Origin of the sequence: Streptomyces fradiae, from assembly GCF_041270065.1 — a bacterium.
In the GTDB taxonomy this organism is placed as follows: Bacteria; Actinomycetota; Actinomycetes; order Streptomycetales; family Streptomycetaceae; genus Streptomyces.
Window position 1 is genome coordinate 3683961 of sequence record NZ_CP065958.1, and the last position, 17005, is coordinate 3700965.

The window sequence follows — 17005 nt, forward strand, 5'->3', positions numbered from 1 at the left end:
GAAAGTAGCGTACGTTCTGAAGCATGACGAAGGCAATCACCGTCGCCGGACTCCACAAGGCGTTCGGGCGCACCCACGCACTGGACGGCCTCGACCTCACCGTCGAGACCGGCGAGGTCCACGGCTTCCTCGGCCCCAACGGCGCCGGGAAGTCCACCACCATCCGGGTCCTCCTCGGGCTGCTGCGCGCCGACTCCGGCGCCGCCCAGGTGCTCGGCCGGGACCCCTGGTCCGACGCCGTCGAGCTGCACAAGCGCATCGCCTACGTCCCCGGCGACGTCACCCTGTGGCGCAACCTCTCCGGCGGCGAGGTCATCGACCTCTTCGGGCGGCTGCGCGGCGGCCTCGACCGGGCCCGGCGGGCGGAGCTGATCGAGCGCTTCGAGCTCGACCCCACCAAGAAGGGCCGCACCTACTCCAAGGGCAACCGGCAGAAGGTCGCCCTCGTCGCCGCCTTCGCCTCCGACGTCGACCTGTACGTCCTCGACGAGCCGACCAGCGGCCTCGACCCGCTGATGGAGGAGGTCTTCCAGGACTGCGTCGCCGAGGCGCGCGGGCGCGGCGCGACCGTGCTGCTCTCCAGCCACATCCTCAGCGAGGTGGAGGAGCTGTGCGACCGGGTGAGCATCATCCGCCAGGGGCAGACCGTGGAGAGCGGTTCGCTCGCGGACCTGCGGCACCTCACCCGTACCAGCGTCACCGCCGAGCTCGCCGGGGCGCCCAACGGGCTCGCCCACCTGCCCGGCGTCCACGACCTCGACGTGCAGGGCAAGCGGGTCCGGCTCCAGGTCGACACCGACAAGCTCGACGCGGTGCTGCGGTCGCTGACCGAGTCGGGCGTCCGGTCCCTGACCAGCACGCCGCCCACCCTTGAGGAGCTCTTCCTCCGGCACTACAGCGACGAGGTGGCGGCGCGATGAGCACGCTCACCGTCCCGCTGACCGGGACCGGGTCCCTGACCCGGCTGGCGCTGCGCCGCGACCGGGTCATGCTGCCGATCTGGGCCGTCGTCGTCGGCGGCATGGTCGCCAGCGGCGTCGGCTCGATCCAGGCCCTGTACGACACCCCCGCCGCCCGCGCCGAGGTCGCCGGCGCGATGAGCGGCAACAGCTCCCTGCGGGCGCTGTACGGACCGGTCTTCGGCGACTCGGTCGGCGGGCTCGTGGCCTGGCGGTTCGGCGTCTTCAGCGCCACCCTCGCCGCCGTGATGAGCCTGATCATCGTCGTCCGGCACACCCGCGAGGAGGAGGAGACGGGCCGTCAGGAGATGCTCTCCGCCACCGTGGTGGGCCGCCGTGCACCACTGACGGCCGCCCTGCTCACCGCGGTGTTCGCCAACGCCCTCGTCGCCCTGATCATCACGGCCGGACTCGCCGGCCAGGGCGCGGGCGGGGCGCTCGCGCTCGGCCTCGCGGTCGGCGGGACCGGGATGCTCTTCGCCACCATGGCCGCGATCGTCGCCCAGCTCACCGAGAGCGCGCGGCTCGCGAAGGGCCTCACGGCGGGCGTCCTCGGCACCGCGTTCCTGCTGCGGGCCGCCGGCGACTCCGGGAAGTCCGACGGATCGTCCGTCCTGACCTGGCTCTCGCCGATCGGCTGGGCCGAGAACGTGCGCCCGTACGGCGGCGAGCGCTGGTGGGTGCTCCTGCTGATCGGCGCCGCCGTCCTCGTCCAGGCGGGCTTCGCGTACGCGTTGACGAACCGCCGCGATGTCGGCATGAGCTTCCTGCCGACCCGGCCCGGACCGGCCGTCGGGCGGCTCGCGACGGCCGCGGCCCTCGCCTGGCGGCTCCAGCGCGGCGGGCTGCTCGGCTGGTCGATCGGCTTCCTGGTCGCCGGGATCGCCTTCGGCGGGATGGCCTCCGGTGCGGCGGACATCGTCGGCGACAACCAGCAGGCCCGCGAGATCTTCGAGCGGATGGGCGGGCAGTCCGCGCTGGAGAGCGCGTTCCTCGCTGCGATGATCGGGATGTTCGGCATGATCGCGGCGCTGTACGCGGTGGGGTCGGTGCTGCGGCTGCACGGCGAGGAGACCTCGGGGCGGGCGGAGCCGATCCTGGCCAACGCGGTCGGCCGGGTCCGCTGGGCGGCCGGTCACCTGGTGATCGCCTTCGCGGGCGCCGTACTGATCATGGTGCTCAGCGGCGTCGGGCTCTCCCTCACCTACGGCAAGGACCTCGGCCCGATCCTGGGCGCCTGCCTGGTCCAGCTGCCCGCGGTCTGGACGCTCGCGGGGGTCGCGGTCCTGTTCCACGGCGCCTTCCCCAAGGCCGCGGTGGCCGGGTGGGCGGCGGCCGGGATCTGCCTGGTCATCGGCTGGATCGGCCCGGCCCTGAACCTGCCCCAGTCGGTCCTGAACCTCTCCCCCTTCGGGCATCTGCCGAAGCTGCCGGGCCAGGAGATGACCTGGACCCCGGTCCTGGCCCTGACCACCCTCGCGGTCGCGCTCGTCGCGGCCGGGCTCGTGGGGCTGCGCCGCCGGGACCTCATGACCTCGTGACGCCGTGACGAGCGGGCGAAGGGCCCCCGGAAACGGGGGCCCTTCGCCGCGTGATCACATCTCCACCAACAGCTCCTTGAAGCCCCGGATCACATAGCCCGGCTTCCACTCCGGCTCGGCGGCGAGCCGGAGTTCCGGCGCCTGCTTCAGCAACTCGGCGAAGACCGCGGTGAGTTCGAGGCGGGCGAGTGGGGCGCCCAGGCAGTAGTGGATGCCGGCGCCGAAGGTGATGTGCGGGTTGTCGGCGCGGGTGAGGTCGAGCGTGTCGGCGGTCGGGCCGAAGCGGGCGGGGTCGCGGTTGGCGGAGCCGAAGAGCAGGGCGACCTCGGAGCCGCGCGGGATGACGACGCCGCCGAGGTCGATGTCATCGAGGACCCAGCGCTCGAACATCTGCAGGGGCGTGTCGTAGCGCAGCAGTTCTTCCACAGCTGTGGACAACTTTTCGGGATCGGGCTCGGGGCCCGGCCCGACATCCGGCCGCACGCCCCGGCTCAGCAGCGTCCACCAGCCGTTGACCGTGGTGTTCACGGTCGCCTCGTGGCCGGCGTTGAGCAGCAGCACGCAGGTGGAGATCATCTCCTGCTCGGTCAGCTCCGGTACGGCGAGCAGCCCCGAGATCAGGTCGTCGCCCGGGGCCTTGCGGCGGCGGGCGAGGAGCTCCCGCAGGTAGTCGGAGAACTCGAGCGAGGCGCGCACCGCCCGGCGGGCCGTCTCCTCCGAGGGGTTGAGCTCGAACATCCCGCAGATGTCCGCCGACCAGGGCCGGAGCCGGGCCCGCTCCTCGTCCTCCGCCGGGATGCCGAGCATCTCGGCGATCACCGCCACGGGGAGGGGCTCCGCGACCTTGGCGAGCAGGTCGCCGCCGCCGTCCGCGACCAGACCGGCGACCAGGTCGCGGGCCAGCCGCCGTACCGTCGGCGCCAGGTCCTCCACCGTCCGCGGCGTGAACGCCTTCGACACCAGCCGCCGGATCCGGGTGTGGTCGGCGCCCTCCAGGTCGAGCAGCCCGTGGTCGTTGAGCGTGTGGAAGGGCTCGTGGGCCGCGTCCGGCGCCTCCCGGCCGAACTCCTCGTGCGTGAAGCGATGGGTGTACGTACGGCCCAGGCGGCGGTCCCGCAGCAGCGCCGACACGTCCTCGTAGTGCGGGATCAGCCACTGGTGGGTCGGCCCGTGCCAGTGCGCCCGGCCGGCGGCGCGCAGCCGCGCGTAGGCCGGGTAGGGATCGGCGACGAACTCCGGGGACCAGGGGTCGAAATCGGCGTGAGCGGCATCGGCGGCATCCATGACTGGACGCTACCCGCTGCAGCGCCCTACCCGCCGACCCGCACCAGTCGCGCCTCGTACGCGAAGACCGCCGCCTGCGTCCGGTCGCGCAGGCCCAGTTTCACCAGGATGCGGCTCACATGGGTCTTGATGGTGGACTCGGCGACGACGAGGTGGTCGGCGATCTCGGCGTTGGACAGGCCCTGCGCGATCAGCACCAGGACCTCCGTCTCGCGCTCGGTCAGCTCGCCGATCTGCGCGATCGCGGGCGGGCGCGGCGAGGCGGCCGCCGACTTGGCGAACTCGGTGATGAGGCGCTTGGTGACGGTCGGCGCGAGCAGCGCCTCACCGGCCGCGACCACCCGGACGCCGTCGGCGAGCTGCCGGGCCGAGGCGTCCTTGAGCAGGAAGCCGGAGGCGCCGGCGCGCAGCGCCTGGTAGACGTACTCGTCCAGGTCGAAGGTGGTGAGCACGAGGACCTTCGCGGCGGCGTCGGCCGCGACGATCTCGCGGGTGGCCTCGATGCCGTTCAGCTCGGGCATGCGGATGTCCATGAGGACGACGTCGGGGCGCAGGGCGGCGACCTGGGCGACGGCCTCGCGGCCGTTCACCGCCTCGCCGACCACCTCGATGTCCGGCATGGCGCCGAGCAGCACGGAGAAGCCCTCGCGGACCATCATCTGGTCGTCGACGATCAGCACCCGGATCACGGCTGGCTCTCCTCACGGTCCCGGTCACGGTCGTCCCGGTCCTGGTCCTGGTCCTGGTCCCGGTCCTGGTCCCGGCCCTGGTCCCGGCTGACAGGGACGAAGACGGTGACCTCGTAGCCGCCGTCGGCGGTGGCCTCGGCCGTCATCTCGCCGCCCAGCATCGTGACACGCTCCCGCATGCCGGTGATGCCGTGCCCGGCCCCCGGCGACGGCTTGACGAGCCCGCGCGCCGGGCCGTTGGCGATGCGCAGGCCGAGGCCGCCGAGGACGTAGCTCACCTCGACCCGGGCGGCGGCGCCGGGCGCGTGCCGCAGCACGTTCGACAGGGCCTCCTGGACGATCCGGTACGCGGAGAGCTCGACGCCCTGCGGCAGCTCGCGCACCGCGCCGGTCACCGCCTTCTCCACGCCCAGCCCGGCCTCGCGGACATTGGCGACCAGGCTGTCGAGGTCGGCGAGGGTGGGCTGCGGCGCGTCCGGCGCCTCGTAGTCCTCGGCCCGTACGACCCCGAGGATGCGGCGCAGCTCGGTGAGCGCGGCCACCGCGTTCTCGCGGATGGTGACGAAGGCCTGCTCCAGCTCCGGCGGCGGATTCTCGACGCGGTACGGGGCGGCCTCGGCCTGGATCGCGACCACCGACATGTGGTGCGCGACGACGTCGTGCAGCTCGCGGGCGATGGTGGTGCGCTCCTCCAGGAGGGTGCGCTTGGAGCGCTCGACGGCGGTGACGCTCTGCTGGGCGGTGACCTCGCGGCGCGCCTGGCGGCGGACCTGGGAGGTCGTGACCAGCAGGAGACAGACCCCGGCGACGAACAGCAGCGCGAAGGCGTCGCCGCCGCCGTGCGCACCGATGAGGACCGTGGCGAAGAGGGCGTACCCGGCGGTGACCAGCCACATCCAGCCGGCGGTGCGCGGCCGGGTGCGCAGGGCGACGACGACGAGGACCACGAGGTGCGCGGCGAACGAGTTCGGGGCCCACGGCCAGTCTCCGTCGGCCCGGCCCAGGAAGGCGAGGAACGGCGTGGAGACGAGCGATGCCCAGAAGGCGAGCATCGGGCGTATCAGGGTGAGCACCACGGTCGCGGCCGGTACGACGGCGTAGACGAGCACGACCGGATTGAGGGTGCCGCCGATCTGGGCGAGCCCGAGGAAGAAGACGATCATCGCGGCGAAGCCGACGACGAGGTGCGGGAGCACGCCGAGTTCGTCGCGGATCCGCTCCGGGAGGATGCGGAGCGGCCCGCGGCTCACGTCGAGACGCCGCAGCGGGCGGTAGGCGAAGGCGTCGGTGAAGAGGTCCGCACGCAGACCGCCGAGCGCCTTCAGGGTCAGGCGGAGCTCGGGGCTGCGGCTCGGTTCGGTGGTCCGGGTCGAAGTCACCCGACCACCGTACGGGCGGCTCGCGCCGGGGTCGTCCGGCTGCGTACGGATCCCGGCGGGTCCCCCTTGAGGACTACCCGGGCCCCAGTCCGAGCCCACCGTGGCCCTAGAACGCCAGCTGGGCGATCTCCTCCGCGACCACCGCGCAGGCGTCCGCCGCCGGGTCGATCAGCGGGAAGTGGCCGACGTCCTCCAGGAAGGTGCAGCCGACGGTCTCGCCGGCCTCGGCCGCCGCGGCCGCGAAGGCCTCGGCGACGGCGGGCGGGACGACGATGTCGGTGCGGCCCTGGACGAGGGTGGTGGCGATGCCGGTCGGCAGCAGGACGGCCGGGTCGGAGAGCGCCGCGCGGGCGGCGAAGTCGGCGTCGCCGCCGAGCAGTTCGCTGACCGCGCCGCCGCACACGCCGAGTTCGACGGAGGACGCGAAGTCCGCGATCGGGGCGAGCGCCACGACCCCGCGCAGCGCGGGCGGGGCGGGCAGCCGCCAGGGCGAGCCGGCCGGCAGGACGTGCCGGGCGGCGGCCCACAGGGCGAGGTGGCCGCCCGCGGAGTGGCCGGTGAGCACGGTACGGCGCGGGTCGGCCTGCGGCAGGTGCGCGGCGGCGAGGTCCGGCAGCGCGTCGAGGGCGGCGGCGACGTCGTCGAAGGTCTCGGGCCAGCGCCCGGCGACCGGGGCGGTGCCGCCCTGCCGGGGGATGTCGCTGCCGCGCCGGTACTCGACGCTCGCGACGGCGAAGCCGCGGCGGGCCAGGAAGTCCACGAAAGGGGTCAGGTGCTGCCGGTCGTACGGGGCGCGCCAGGCGCCGCCGTGCAGGGCGACGACCAGGGGCGCGCTCGGCCGGCCGTCGCGCGGCGCGTAGAAGTCGACGACCTGGTCGGGGTGCGGACCGTACGCGGCGGAGGCGTCCGGGGCGACGGCCGGGTGCGAGAAGGCCGATGCCTCTTCGGCGGCGTCACGCGCGACAGGGTCGTCCGGCATGGTGCTTCAACCTCTCCTCGTACAGGGCCGATTGACGGAACCGTCGGCCTGACCTGCGGGGACCGTACCAGGAGTGCGGCCCCCACAGATCAGATGATCGGCCGATGATCGAACCCGTTACGAGGAGGATCGCGGGCCGGGCGGATCAGGCCGCCGGGATGTCCCGCAGCACGTCCGCGAGCACCCGCGCCGCGCGCTCCGCGTCCGCGAAGCCCACGTACAGCGGGGTGAAGCCGAACCGCAGGATGTCCGGGCGGCGCAGGTCGCCCACCACGCCCCGGCGGATCAGCTCCGCCATGACGGCGGGCGCCTCGGCGCAGCGCAGCGCGACCTGGCTGCCGCGCTCGGCGTGCGCGCCGGGGGTCACGGACGCGACCCGGCCCTCGGGGGCGTACGCCCGGACGCACTCCAGGAAGAAGTCCGTCAGGGCGAGCGACTTGGCGCGCACGTCCTCGATCCGGACGCCGTCCCACACGTCGAGGGCGGCCTCCAGGGCCAGCATCGACAGGATGTCGGGCGTGCCGACCCGGCCGCGCAGCGCGCCGTCGGCGGCCCGGTAGCCGGGGGTCATGCCGAACGGGTCGGCGTGCGAGTTCCAGCCCGGCAGCGGCGAGTCGAAGCGGTCCTGGTGGCGCTCGGCGACGTACAGGTACGCGGGCGAACCGGGGCCGCCGTTGAGGTACTTGTACGTGCAGCCGACGGCCAGGTCCACGCCGTGCGCGTCGAGGCCGACCGGCAGCGCGCCCGCGCTGTGGCACAGGTCCCAGACGGCGAGCGCGCCGACCGCGTGGAGGGCGGCGGTCACGCCGGGCAGGTCCTGGAGCCGGCCGGTGCGGTAGTCGACGTGGTTGACCAGGGCGAGCGCGGTGCGCTCGCCGGCCGCGCCGGGGATCTCGGCCGGGTCGAGCGGCACGATCCGGTGACCGGTGAGGCGGGCCGCGGACTCCGCGATGTACCCGTCCGTGGGAAAGGTCGTGGCGTCGACGAGGATCTCGTCCCGGCCGTCGCCCGCGAGCCGGGTGCCGGCGACGATCGCCTTGAAGACGTTCACGCTGGTCGAGTCGCCGACCACGACCTGCCCGGCGGCGGCACCGACGAGCGGGGCGATCCGGTCGCCGAGCCGCTCGGGCGCGGTCCACCAGCCGGACTCGTCCCAGGAGCGGATGCGCAGCTCGCCCCACTGACGGGTGATCACGTCGGCCATGACGGCGGGGACGTGCGCGGGCAGCGCGCCCAGCGAGTTGCCGTCGAGGTAGACCGTCCCGTCCAGGGCGAACTTCTCGCGGTGCTTGGCCAGTTCGTCGGCCGCGTCGAGCCGGGCGGCCTTCTCGTCGTAGGTCTCGCCGTAGGTCTTGTCGTGCGGCGCGGAGAACGTCTCGTCGCGGGTCTCAGACATGGCTGCGCGCCGTCCACAGCTCGGGGAAGACGTTCTTCTGGGCCCGCTTCTCCAGCCAGGCGACGCCCGCCGAACCGCCGGTGCCCGTCTTGGCGCCCATCGCGCGCCGGGTGGCCACCAGGTGGTCGTTGCGCCAGCGCCAGACCAGTTCGGCGACATCGCTCAGGGCCTCGCCGAGCCGGACGAGTTCGGCGTTCTGGTCGCTGTCCGCGTAGATCCCGGCCCAGACCGCCTCGACCTCGGGCGAGGGCTCGTAGCGCTGCGCCAGGTCCCGGCCGAGGACCGAGGCCGGCACGGGCAGGCCGCGCCGGGCGAGCAGGCCGAGGACCTCGTCGTACAGGCTGGGCTCCTGGAGCGCCTTCTCCAGCTCGGCGTGGACGCGGGGCGCGCCGCGGTGCGGCACCAGCATGGACGCCGACTTCTCGCCGAGCAGGAACTCCATGCGCCGGTACATCGCCGACTGGAAGCCGGAGCCCTCGCCGAGCGCGCCGCGGTAGGAGTTGAACTGCGCGGGGGTGAGGTGGGCGAGCGGGCGCCAGGAGTGGTTGAGCGCCTCCAGCTCGCGCACCGAGCGCTTGAGCGCGTCCATGGCGACCGGGATGTCGTCCCGGCGCAGCGCGTGGCTCGCGGTCTCCCACTCGTGGACGATCACGGTGAACCACAGCTCCATGACCTGGGTGGTGACCAGGAAGACCATCTCGCCGGGGTCGTCCGAGCGGAGGTGCTGGAGGTGGGTGAGGACGTCCGCCTGGACGTAGTCCTCGTACGGCGTGGTGCCCGCGAAGTCGAGGTTCGGCGCGTCGGCGACGACGTCGGCGACCGTACCGGCTCCGGAGGCATCGGGGAAGGTGGACATTTCTGTCTCCTCGATACGAACTACCGGGTAGCGGTCCGCTCCTCCGTTCGGCGGTCATCGACCCGGCCGGCACGGGAGCCCCGGTCCCCTCGGGAGGCGGGCTTCGTCGCACGCGCTCCCAAGCGCATCATGACACGAGCGGGCCCTCGATGTAGATCCCGTCTTCGTCATACGGATACGCGTTCGAATGACAGCCGTGCAGTCCCTTGATCTGCTGCATCATGACCGGCGCGGGCTTGCCGGGCCCCGGGCAGCCCATGTGCCGGCGCAGCCCGATCTCGTGCCCGACCTCGTGGTTGATGATCAGGTGCCGGTACTCGTGGGGCGGGCCCGCGAAGGTGGGCGAGCCGAGCAGCCAGCGCTTGAGGTTGACCACGACGCCGGTGGAGGTCTCGCAGTTCAGCTCGCCGTGGGTGTTCATGCCGTTGGCGGCGCACAGCCGGTCGGCGGTGTCGGGGGTGGCGATCCGGATCACGAAGTCGGCGTTCTCACCGGCGCTGACCAGCTGGAAGCGGCCCCGGCCGTGCGCGGCCCAGCCGCGCGGGTGGGCGAGGATCCGCTCGATCTCGGTGGCCGCCTCACGGGCGGAGACGTCCACGCCGTCCTCGACCTGGACGCGGTAGCGGCGCAGCGTGCCGCCGGTGCCGACGGGGGTGCCGGTGGCCCGGGCGGTGGTGAAGGTGCCGGCGCCGGACCGCGGCACGGCGGTCTTCTCGGGGGCGGGCTTTGCTGTCTTCTTCGGGGTGGGCCGGGGCGTGGGTCTGGACGTCGGCGTCGGCTTGGGCTGGGGCTTCGGCGTCGGGGTGGGCGGCTGCGACGACGGTGTGCGTACGGGCTCCGAGGGCGGCGCGGCGGTCACGTGGCCGTCCTGCCCCTCGAAGTGCGCGAGTGCGGCCCCGCCGCCCAGCGCCACGAGCGCCAGCGCGAGCACCGGCAGCACGAACCGGCCGCCCCTCCCCCGCTGCTTCCCCCTGCGGCGTCGACGGCTCTGCTGCGTGGCACGGCGCTTCCCCAAAGCGGCCTTCCCCCCGAAAGAGGCCCTCCCCCGACGGCCCGATGTGCGATCCCCGCGATCGTAACCACGCGTTCGAACACACTCGAACGATCGGGGGCAGCTGTTACAGCATGGGTGCATTGGGCCGTCGGGGGCGCCGTCAGGAAAGGGTTCGGGCGGTCAGCCCAGGGTGTCGGCCGCCGTCTCCGACGAGTCGCGCAGGAAGGTCGTGCAGCGCTCGAACTCCTCCTTCTCCCCGATCTCCCCGGCCGCCCGGGCCAGAGCGTGCAGGGCCCGCAGGAAGCCACGGTTCGGCTCGTGCTCCCACGGCACCGGGCCGTGGCCCTTCCAGCCGCTGCGGCGCAGCGCGTCCAGGCCGCGGTGGTAGCCGGTACGGGCGTAGGCGTACGACTCGATGACGCGGCCGCCCTCGTACGCGTCGTCGGCGAGCTGCGCCCACACGAGCGAGGAGGTCGGGTACTTCGCCGCGACGTCGGCGGGCGCGGCCCCGCTCGCCAGGAGCTCACGGGGCTCCGGGTCGTCGGGCAGGTGGGTGGGGGGCGGTCCCCCCAGCAGGTTCTCGTGGATGGCCATGGGGCCCAGTCTGCCTCAGGCCGCGCCCGGGCTCCGGTTCGTGCCCGGGTCCGTGGCCGCCTCCGGGGTCGCCTCCGTGCCCGGGTCCAGGGGTGGGGCGGTGACGCCGCAGTGGACCTTGCATTCCGGGTGGCAGCGCGCGTGGGCCGGGGTGCGGAGGGTGGTCCAGGCGAGGATCGCGCCCGCCACCAGGACGCCGGCGCAGATCGGCATCGCCCGGCGGAAGGTCGCGCCGAACTCCTCCGCCGAGCGGTACGCCTCCGGGCCCATGCCCGCGAGCAGCGGCAGGGCCGCGACGGCGATCAGGCCGGCCGCCCGGGCCGCCGCGTTGTTGATGCCGCTGGCCAGGCCCGAGCGGGACACGTCGACCGAGGCGAGCACGGTCGCGGTGAGCGGCGCCACCAGCATCGTCATGCCGAGCCCGAGCACCAGCAGGGCCGGCAGCACGTCGGTCAGGTACGTGGCGTCCTCCCCGGCCCGCAGCATCAGGAGCATCCCCGCCGCGCACAGCAGCGGGCCCACGGTCAGCGGCAGCCGCGGCCCGGTCTTCTCGCCGAGCTCGCCCGACTTCGCCGAGAGCAGCAGCATCAGCACCGTCGTCGGCAGCAGCGCGGTGCCGGCCTGCAGCGCCGAGTAGCCGGACACCACCTGGAGCTGGAGCGCGGCCAGGAAGAAGAAACCGCTGAACGCCGCGTACACGCACAGCGTCACCAGGTTCACCGCGGTGAACGTCCGGGACCGGAAGATCGACGGCGGCATCATCGCGCCCTCGCCGCGCCGCCGCTCCACGAGCACGAAGCCGGTGCCGACCAGGACGCCCACGACACCCGGCCACCAGATCTGCGCGATCAGCGCGTACGTGACCAGGGCGAGCGCCGCCGCGCCGAGCACCGCGCCAAGCGCGTCGAACCGGCCGCGCACGGTCCCGTCCCGGGACTCCGGAACGTGCCGCAGCGCCACCGGCACGCAGATCAGCGCCAGCGGCACGTTCAACAGGAACACCCACCGCCAGCCGGGCCCGTCCACCAGCCAGCCGCCGACGAACGGCCCGATCGCCGCCCCGACCCCGCCGAACCCGGACCACAGGCCGACGGCCTTCGCCCGGTCGTCCTCGTGGAAGCTGGCCTGGATCAGCGCGAGCGAGCCCGGGGTGAGCAGCGCCCCGCCGACGCCCTGGAGGGCGCGGGCCGCGATCAACACCCCGGCGTTCGGGGCGAGCCCGCACAGCAGCGAGGCCGCCGCGAACCACACCACGCCGACCACGAAGACCTTGCGCCGCCCGTAGCGGTCGCCGAGCGCCCCGCCGAGCAGGATCAGGCCCGCGAGAGTGACCATGTAGGCGTTGACGGTCCACTGCAGGTCGGCCAGGTCGGCGCCGAGGTCCTCGCCGATGTGCGGCAGGGCGACATTGACGACGGTGGAGTCGAGCATCGCCATCGCGGAGCCGAGGACGGTCGTGAAGACCACCCAGCGGCCCGTGCCCGAGGCCAGCCGGATCCCCAGACCGGGTGCCGCGCCCGCCGTGCCCGCCGTGTCGGTCATGCCTGCATGGTCCCCCGATCCGCCGGACCCCGCGACCGATCACGGCCGGCCCGTACGGTCAGTGGCGCAGCCGGGTCGCCGCCCGTATCAGCGCGTCCACGCCCCGCTCGGCCTTGGCCCGGGGGCAGCCCAGGTTGAGGCGGACGAAGCCGGGGGTGCCGTAGACGCCGCCCGGCATGATCGCGACCTTCTCCTTCGTGATCAGCTCTTCCTGGAGCGCGGTCTCGTCGATGCCGAGCGGGCGCAGGTCGATCCAGGCGAGGTAGCCGGCCTGCGGCGGGGTCCAGTCGAGCTCGGGGAGCCCGGCGGCGAGGCGTTCGGCGACCATGCCCATGGTGCCGGCGACATAGCCGCGCAGCGCGTCCAGCCAGGGCTCGCCGTGCCGGTACGCGGCGACGTGCGCGGTGAGCGAGAGCACCGCCGGGGAGCCGAGGCCCTCACCGTTCTCCATGCGCCCGAGGAACGTGACGCGCTCGTCCGGGTCGCCGAGGAAGCCGTACGAGCCGGAGAGCGCGGGAAAGTTGAAGGCCTTGGTGCCGGAGGTGACGAGCGCCCAGCGGCGGCCCCGCCCGGGCTCGGCGACGGCCGTCCACGGGGTGTGGGCGTGATCGGCGCGGGTGAGGTCGGCGTGGATCTCGTCGCTGACGACGGCGGCGCCGTGCCGCTCGGCGAGCCGGGCGAACTCCTTCAGCTCCTCGGCCCGCCACACCCGCCCGGTCGGGTTGTGCGGGGAGCAGAGCAGCAGCATCCGGCTGTCGGGCCGGGCGAGCTCGCGCTCCAGGGCCTCCGGGTCGTCCAGCGGCACCCCGCGCAGCTCGCGGCCGAGGCCGGTGACGACCTTGCGGAAGCCGTCGTAGGTGGGGGTGTGCACGACGACGCCGTCGCCGGGCTCGGTCCACATGCGCAGGAGCTGGGAGAGCTGGCTGAGCACGGAGGGCGCGAAGACCATGGCCTCGGGGTCGACCGCGGTGCCGTGGCGGCGCGCGTACCAGTCCCGTACGGCCTCCCGGAACGCGCCGAGCCGCCAGTCGGTGTAGCCGAACACCCCGTGGTCGATCCGGGCGTGCAGGGCCTCCAGGACGGCGGGCGGGGAGGCGAAGTCCATGTCGGAGACGGTGAAGGGCAGCAGGCCGGGGACGCCGAAGCGTTCGGCGGCGCCGTCCCAGGTGACGGACGAGGTGCCGTGCCGGTCTATCGCGCGGTCGAAGTCGAACATCTCCACCCCTTGTGAGTACACGGGAACGCCGACGGGCCCGGCCCCACTCTCGTGGTGCCGGGCCCGTCGTACAACTACGCCTGGGTCAGGCGCTTACTTCAGCTTCGTACCGGTCGAGCGCAGCGCCGCGCACGCCTCGGTGACGCGCTTGGCCATGCCGGCCTCGGCGAGCTTGCCCCAGGTGCGCGGGTCGTAGGTGGACTTCTTGCCGACCTCGCCGTCGACCTTCAGGACACCGTCGTAGTTCTTGAACATGTGGTCCGCCACCGGACGCGTGAAGGCGTACTGGGTGTCGGTGTCGAGGTTCATCTTCACGACGCCGTTCTCCAGCGCGGTGGCGATCTCCTCGGCGGTGGAGCCGGAGCCGCCGTGGAAGACGAAGTCGAACGGGGAGGTCTTGCCGTACTTCTCGGCGACGCCCGCCTGGAGGTCCTTGAGGAGCTCGGGGCGAAGCACGACGTTGCCGGGCTTGTAGACGCCGTGGACGTTGCCGAAGGAGGCGGCGAGCAGGTAGCGGCCCTTCTCGCCCAGGCCCAGGGCCTCGGCGGTGCGCAGGGCGTCATCGACGGTGGTGTACAGCTCGTCGTTGATCTCGTGGCTGACGCCGTCCTCCTCGCCACCGGTCGGGGTGATCTCGACCTCAAGGATGATCTTGGCGGCGGCGGCCTTGGCGAGCAGCTCCTGGCCGATGGCCAGGTTGTCGGCCAGGGTCTCGGCGGAACCGTCCCACATGTGCGACTGGAACAGCGGGTTCTGGCCGGCCTTCACGCGCTCGGCGGAGATGTCGAGCAGCGGGCGGACATAGCCGTCCAGCTTGTCCTTCGGGCAGTGGTCGGTGTGCAGGGCGACCGTGATGTCGTACTTCGCGGCGACGATGTGCGCGAACTCGGCCAGGGCAACGGCGCCCGTGACCATGTCCTTGTTGTACTGGCCGCCCAGGAACTCGGCGCCACCGGTCGAGATCTGGATGATGCCGTCGCTCTCGGCCTCCGCGAAGCCGCGCAGGGCGGCGTGGAGCGTCTGGGACGAGGTGACATTGATGGCCGGGTAGGCGAACTTGCCTGCCTTCGCCCGGTCGAGCATCTCGTTGTAGACCTCGGGGGTTGCGATGGGCATTCGTCCGCTCCTTGTGATGTGCGGGTAGGTGCGTGTGCTGTCCCTGACCTGGGGGGCGACGTCATCGTCGCCCCCATCCTTCCAGACTCCGGCACGGGGGCCCACCGGCGAGGCACACGAAGGGGCGGGGTGTTTCACGTGAAACACCCCGCCCTTTCACAAAACCCCAGGTCAGAGCCGATCGGGTCAGGCGGGTCAGGCCAGGCCGAGGTCGGACAGCCGGTAGCCGGTGAGGTACGGCAGGCCGGCCTCGGCGATCGCGTCGGCGGCGCCGCGGTCGACGATCGTCGCGACGGCGACGACCTCGCCACCGGCCTCGCGGACGGCCTCGACCGCGGTCAGCGGGGAGCCGCCGGTGGTCGAGGTGTCCTCGACCACCAGGCAGCGGCGGCCCTTGACGTCGGCGCCCTCGATACGGCGCTGCATGCCGTGGGCCTTCTGCGCCTTGCGGACGACGAAGGCGTCGAGCCGCTCGCCGCGCGCGGCGGAGGCGTGCAGCATCGAGGTCGCGACCGGGTCGGCGCCGAGCGTCAGACCGCCGACGCAGTCGAAGTCCAGGTCCTTGGTGAGGTCGAGCATGACCTGACCGACCAGCGGGGCCGCCTCGCCGTCGAGCGTGATCCGGCGGAGGTCGATGTAGTAGTCGGCCTCGAGACCCGAGGAGAGGGTCACCTTGCCGTGCACCACGGCCTTGTCCTTGATCTGCTGGAGCAGATCGGCGCGTACGTCAGTCATGCCATGAGCTTAAGCCGGGACGCGGTGGGGGCTCACAGCCGACGCCAGCTCCAGGTGGTGGTGACCTCCAGGGGGTCGATGGGGGTGACCAGGCGGGGGAGGGTGTTGAGGCCGTTCGGCGGGCCCGACTGGGGCTCGACGCAGACCGTGTCGGCGGGCTCGTCGTAGACCACCACCCACTGGGCGTCGCTGGTGATCCTCAGCTCCACCGCGCCCGGCCAGGTGAGGGTGACGTCGACGCCCTCCGGCATGCCGAAGCAGTCGTCCCAGGGGCGCGGGAGCGGGTCGATGCGCCGCCCGGTGGGCAGGTGGTCCGCGCCGCGCTCCTCCTGCCAGGCCGGGTGGAAGCCGAGCTCGACCTCGGGCCCGCCGTCGAGGCTGCGCCGGAACCAGGGGTGCCAGCCGGCCTGCGCCGGGAACGAGGCGTCGAGCGTCTCGATCCCGAGCCGGAGGGTGAGCGCGTCCTCGCCCAGCTCGACGACCTGGGTGACCTTCCCGGCGTACGGCCAGGGCTCGGCGAGCTCGGTGGTGAAGGCGGCCGCGGTCTCCGTGACGTACGCGGTCTTCCACGCGACGTCCCGCACCGTGCCGTGCAGTGCGTGCGGCGCGGCGTGCGCGCTGACCGGCAACTGGTGCTCGACGGCCCCGTCCCGGAACCGCCCGTACCCGGTCCGCCCGGCCCACGGCGCCATCACGAAGCTGCCGTGGCGCTCGCCGGGCAGCAGCAGCTCGGTGCCGCCGATACGAAGGCTGTCGATCCGGCAGCCGTGCTCCGGATCGATGGTCAACTCGGCGTCGCCGGCCGTCAGTCGCGTCAGAGTGCTCACGCCCCGACCCTAAGGCGTGTACGAGGCTTCCCGCCGCCCGGTCGGGCCACCGTTCAGCCGCGGCGCTTCCGCAGCGCGCGGCCGACCACCACGGCGGAGGCGAGGGCCAGGGCGGCGGCGGGGGCGATCCAGCGGAGGGTGGCGGTGGGGCCGGTGGATTCGGCGGCGGGGACGGGGGCGTAGCGGCCGCGGGGCGGGGCGTGGTCGACCTCTTCCGCGCTGCGGCCGATCATGGTGCGGCGGGCGTGCGCGGCCTCGGCGGGCTGTCCGGCGGCGTCGTCGTCCGCCGGCGCCGGGGCGGCGAAGGGCTCCTCCACGCCGTCGTCCACCCCGTCGTCGTCGCTGTCGGCCTCACCGGCGGCCGCCGCCACCTCGGCCGCCTCCTCGGCGGCGACCTCCGCCGCCACGTCCGAGACGGCGGCCAGCGCCTCCGCGAACCGGTCGAGCAACCGCGCGCCCGCCACGGCGCGGGCCTCCGCGTCGGTGTCGGCGAGCCGGCCGGCCGTGGTGATCCGGCAGGTGAAGCCGATCGTGGTGCCCTCGGCCACCGGGGTGAGCGCCAGGGTCAGGGCGAGCGCCGCGGTGCCCTTGCCGCGCACCTCGGTGCCCTCGCCCTCGACGGCGAAGCGCCCGCCGTGCTCGGTGAGCCGCAGGGCGCCCCGGTAGGTGATGGTGTTGCCGCCGACGCGGACCTTGAGCCGGCCCGCGAGCGGCCCGGCCGTCCCGTCGGTGTCCTGCTGGAACCCGGGGACGCAGCGCGCCACCCGGGCCGGGTCCGTCAGCGTGTCGCGCAGGACCTCGGCCGGGACCGGGACGAACACCTCATGCTCCATGGGAGCCGAGCCTACTCAGGCCCGGCCCGCCCGTCGCCTGTTTGCGCCCCCGGCCGCCCCGGCCC

General features: G+C 73.5%; 16 protein-coding genes. 2 read left to right on the top strand and 14 right to left on the bottom strand.

Annotated features, from left to right (window positions below):
- Positions 1–23: 23 nt before the first annotated feature.
- Both JAO84_RS16605 and JAO84_RS16610 read left to right on the top strand, forming a co-directional pair.
- Positions 24–920 (top strand): ATP-binding cassette domain-containing protein, encoded by an 897-nt coding sequence (locus JAO84_RS16605; protein ID WP_370413589.1) that lies wholly within the window; start codon positions 24–26, stop codon positions 918–920.
- Complete coding sequence (locus JAO84_RS16610) at positions 917–2500, top strand: ABC transporter permease (RefSeq protein ID WP_370413590.1); 1584 nt, start codon at positions 917–919, stop codon at positions 2498–2500. The genes JAO84_RS16605 and JAO84_RS16610 overlap by 4 nt, the downstream gene beginning before the upstream one ends.
- Positions 2501–2554: 54 nt before the next feature.
- Here the strand turns inward: JAO84_RS16610 and JAO84_RS16615 are convergent, their stop codons facing one another.
- The 14 genes from JAO84_RS16615 to JAO84_RS16680 form a co-directional block, all read right to left on the bottom strand.
- Positions 2555–3784, bottom strand: a complete 1230-nt coding sequence (locus tag JAO84_RS16615) for a cytochrome P450 (RefSeq protein ID WP_370413591.1) — start codon at positions 3782–3784, stop codon at positions 2555–2557.
- Positions 3785–3810: 26 nt separating this feature from the next.
- Entirely contained in the window at positions 3811–4473 is a 663-nt protein-coding gene (locus JAO84_RS16620; protein ID WP_370413592.1) for a response regulator, read from the bottom strand.
- Positions 4470–5852 carry a sensor histidine kinase gene (locus JAO84_RS16625; protein ID WP_370413593.1) on the bottom strand — a complete coding sequence of 461 codons (1383 nt, stop codon included), beginning with the start codon at positions 5850–5852 and terminating at the stop codon, positions 4470–4472. Before JAO84_RS16625 ends, JAO84_RS16620 begins: the two co-directional genes overlap by 4 nt.
- 106 nt (positions 5853–5958) lie before the next feature.
- On the bottom strand, positions 5959–6831 hold the full coding sequence (locus tag JAO84_RS16630; protein ID WP_370413594.1) for an alpha/beta hydrolase: 873 nt from the start codon (positions 6829–6831) through the stop codon (positions 5959–5961).
- 145 nt (positions 6832–6976) lie between these two features.
- The gene (gene kynU, locus JAO84_RS16635; protein WP_370413595.1) at positions 6977–8227 is read right to left on the bottom strand and encodes a kynureninase; all 1251 of its coding nucleotides are present in this window, start codon (positions 8225–8227) and stop codon (positions 6977–6979) included.
- A complete protein-coding gene (locus JAO84_RS16640; RefSeq protein WP_265865175.1) occupies positions 8220–9083 on the bottom strand; it encodes a tryptophan 2,3-dioxygenase family protein in 864 nt (287 codons plus the stop codon). Before JAO84_RS16640 ends, kynU begins: the two co-directional genes overlap by 8 nt.
- A gap of 127 nt (positions 9084–9210) precedes the next feature.
- Entirely contained in the window at positions 9211–10098 is an 888-nt protein-coding gene (locus tag JAO84_RS16645) for a DUF3152 domain-containing protein (protein WP_370413596.1), read from the bottom strand.
- Between the two features lie 159 nt (positions 10099–10257).
- Positions 10258–10671, bottom strand: a complete 414-nt coding sequence (locus tag JAO84_RS16650) for a DUF3151 domain-containing protein (protein ID WP_370413597.1) — start codon at positions 10669–10671, stop codon at positions 10258–10260.
- A 15-nt stretch (positions 10672–10686) separates the two neighbouring features.
- Entirely contained in the window at positions 10687–12213 is a 1527-nt protein-coding gene (locus JAO84_RS16655; protein WP_370413598.1) for an MFS transporter, read from the bottom strand.
- Between the two features lie 58 nt (positions 12214–12271).
- Positions 12272–13429: a MalY/PatB family protein gene (locus JAO84_RS16660; RefSeq protein ID WP_370413599.1), complete on the bottom strand. Its 1158-nt coding sequence runs from the start codon at positions 13427–13429 to the stop codon at positions 12272–12274.
- 93 nt (positions 13430–13522) lie between these two features.
- Positions 13523–14545 carry a class II fructose-bisphosphate aldolase gene (gene fbaA / locus JAO84_RS16665; RefSeq protein WP_370413600.1) on the bottom strand — a complete coding sequence of 341 codons (1023 nt, stop codon included), beginning with the start codon at positions 14543–14545 and terminating at the stop codon, positions 13523–13525.
- Positions 14546–14740: 195 nt separating this feature from the next.
- The gene (gene pyrE / locus JAO84_RS16670; RefSeq protein WP_265865169.1) at positions 14741–15280 is read right to left on the bottom strand and encodes an orotate phosphoribosyltransferase; all 540 of its coding nucleotides are present in this window, start codon (positions 15278–15280) and stop codon (positions 14741–14743) included.
- Positions 15281–15312: 32 nt separating this feature from the next.
- On the bottom strand, positions 15313–16107 hold the full coding sequence (locus tag JAO84_RS16675) for an aldose 1-epimerase (protein WP_370413601.1): 795 nt from the start codon (positions 16105–16107) through the stop codon (positions 15313–15315).
- Positions 16108–16160: 53 nt separating this feature from the next.
- Entirely contained in the window at positions 16161–16940 is a 780-nt protein-coding gene (locus JAO84_RS16680) for an SRPBCC family protein (RefSeq protein WP_370413602.1), read from the bottom strand.
- Positions 16941–17005 lie beyond the last annotated feature (65 nt).

What these genes read in the sequence shown, in the direction of transcription:
- JAO84_RS16610 (WP_370413590.1), top strand. Translation starts at nt 917, where the DNA reads ATGAGCACGCTCACCGTCCCGCTGACCGGGACCGGGTCCCTGACCCGG.
- pyrE (WP_265865169.1), bottom strand. Translation starts at nt 15,280, where the DNA reads ATGACTGACGTACGCGCCGATCTGCTCCAGCAGATCAAGGACAAGGCC.
- JAO84_RS16650 (WP_370413597.1), bottom strand. Translation starts at nt 10,671, where the DNA reads ATGGCCATCCACGAGAACCTGCTGGGGGGACCGCCCCCCACCCACCTG.
- JAO84_RS16680 (WP_370413602.1), bottom strand. Translation starts at nt 16,940, where the DNA reads ATGGAGCATGAGGTGTTCGTCCCGGTCCCGGCCGAGGTCCTGCGCGAC.
- kynU (WP_370413595.1), bottom strand. Translation starts at nt 8,227, where the DNA reads ATGTCTGAGACCCGCGACGAGACGTTCTCCGCGCCGCACGACAAGACC.
- JAO84_RS16640 (WP_265865175.1), bottom strand. Translation starts at nt 9,083, where the DNA reads ATGTCCACCTTCCCCGATGCCTCCGGAGCCGGTACGGTCGCCGACGTC.
- JAO84_RS16655 (WP_370413598.1), bottom strand. Translation starts at nt 12,213, where the DNA reads ATGACCGACACGGCGGGCACGGCGGGCGCGGCACCCGGTCTGGGGATC.
- fbaA (WP_370413600.1), bottom strand. Translation starts at nt 14,545, where the DNA reads ATGCCCATCGCAACCCCCGAGGTCTACAACGAGATGCTCGACCGGGCG.
- JAO84_RS16630 (WP_370413594.1), bottom strand. Translation starts at nt 6,831, where the DNA reads ATGCCGGACGACCCTGTCGCGCGTGACGCCGCCGAAGAGGCATCGGCC.
- JAO84_RS16605 (WP_370413589.1), top strand. Translation starts at nt 24, where the DNA reads ATGACGAAGGCAATCACCGTCGCCGGACTCCACAAGGCGTTCGGGCGC.
- JAO84_RS16660 (WP_370413599.1), bottom strand. Translation starts at nt 13,429, where the DNA reads ATGTTCGACTTCGACCGCGCGATAGACCGGCACGGCACCTCGTCCGTC.
- JAO84_RS16615 (WP_370413591.1), bottom strand. Translation starts at nt 3,784, where the DNA reads ATGGATGCCGCCGATGCCGCTCACGCCGATTTCGACCCCTGGTCCCCG.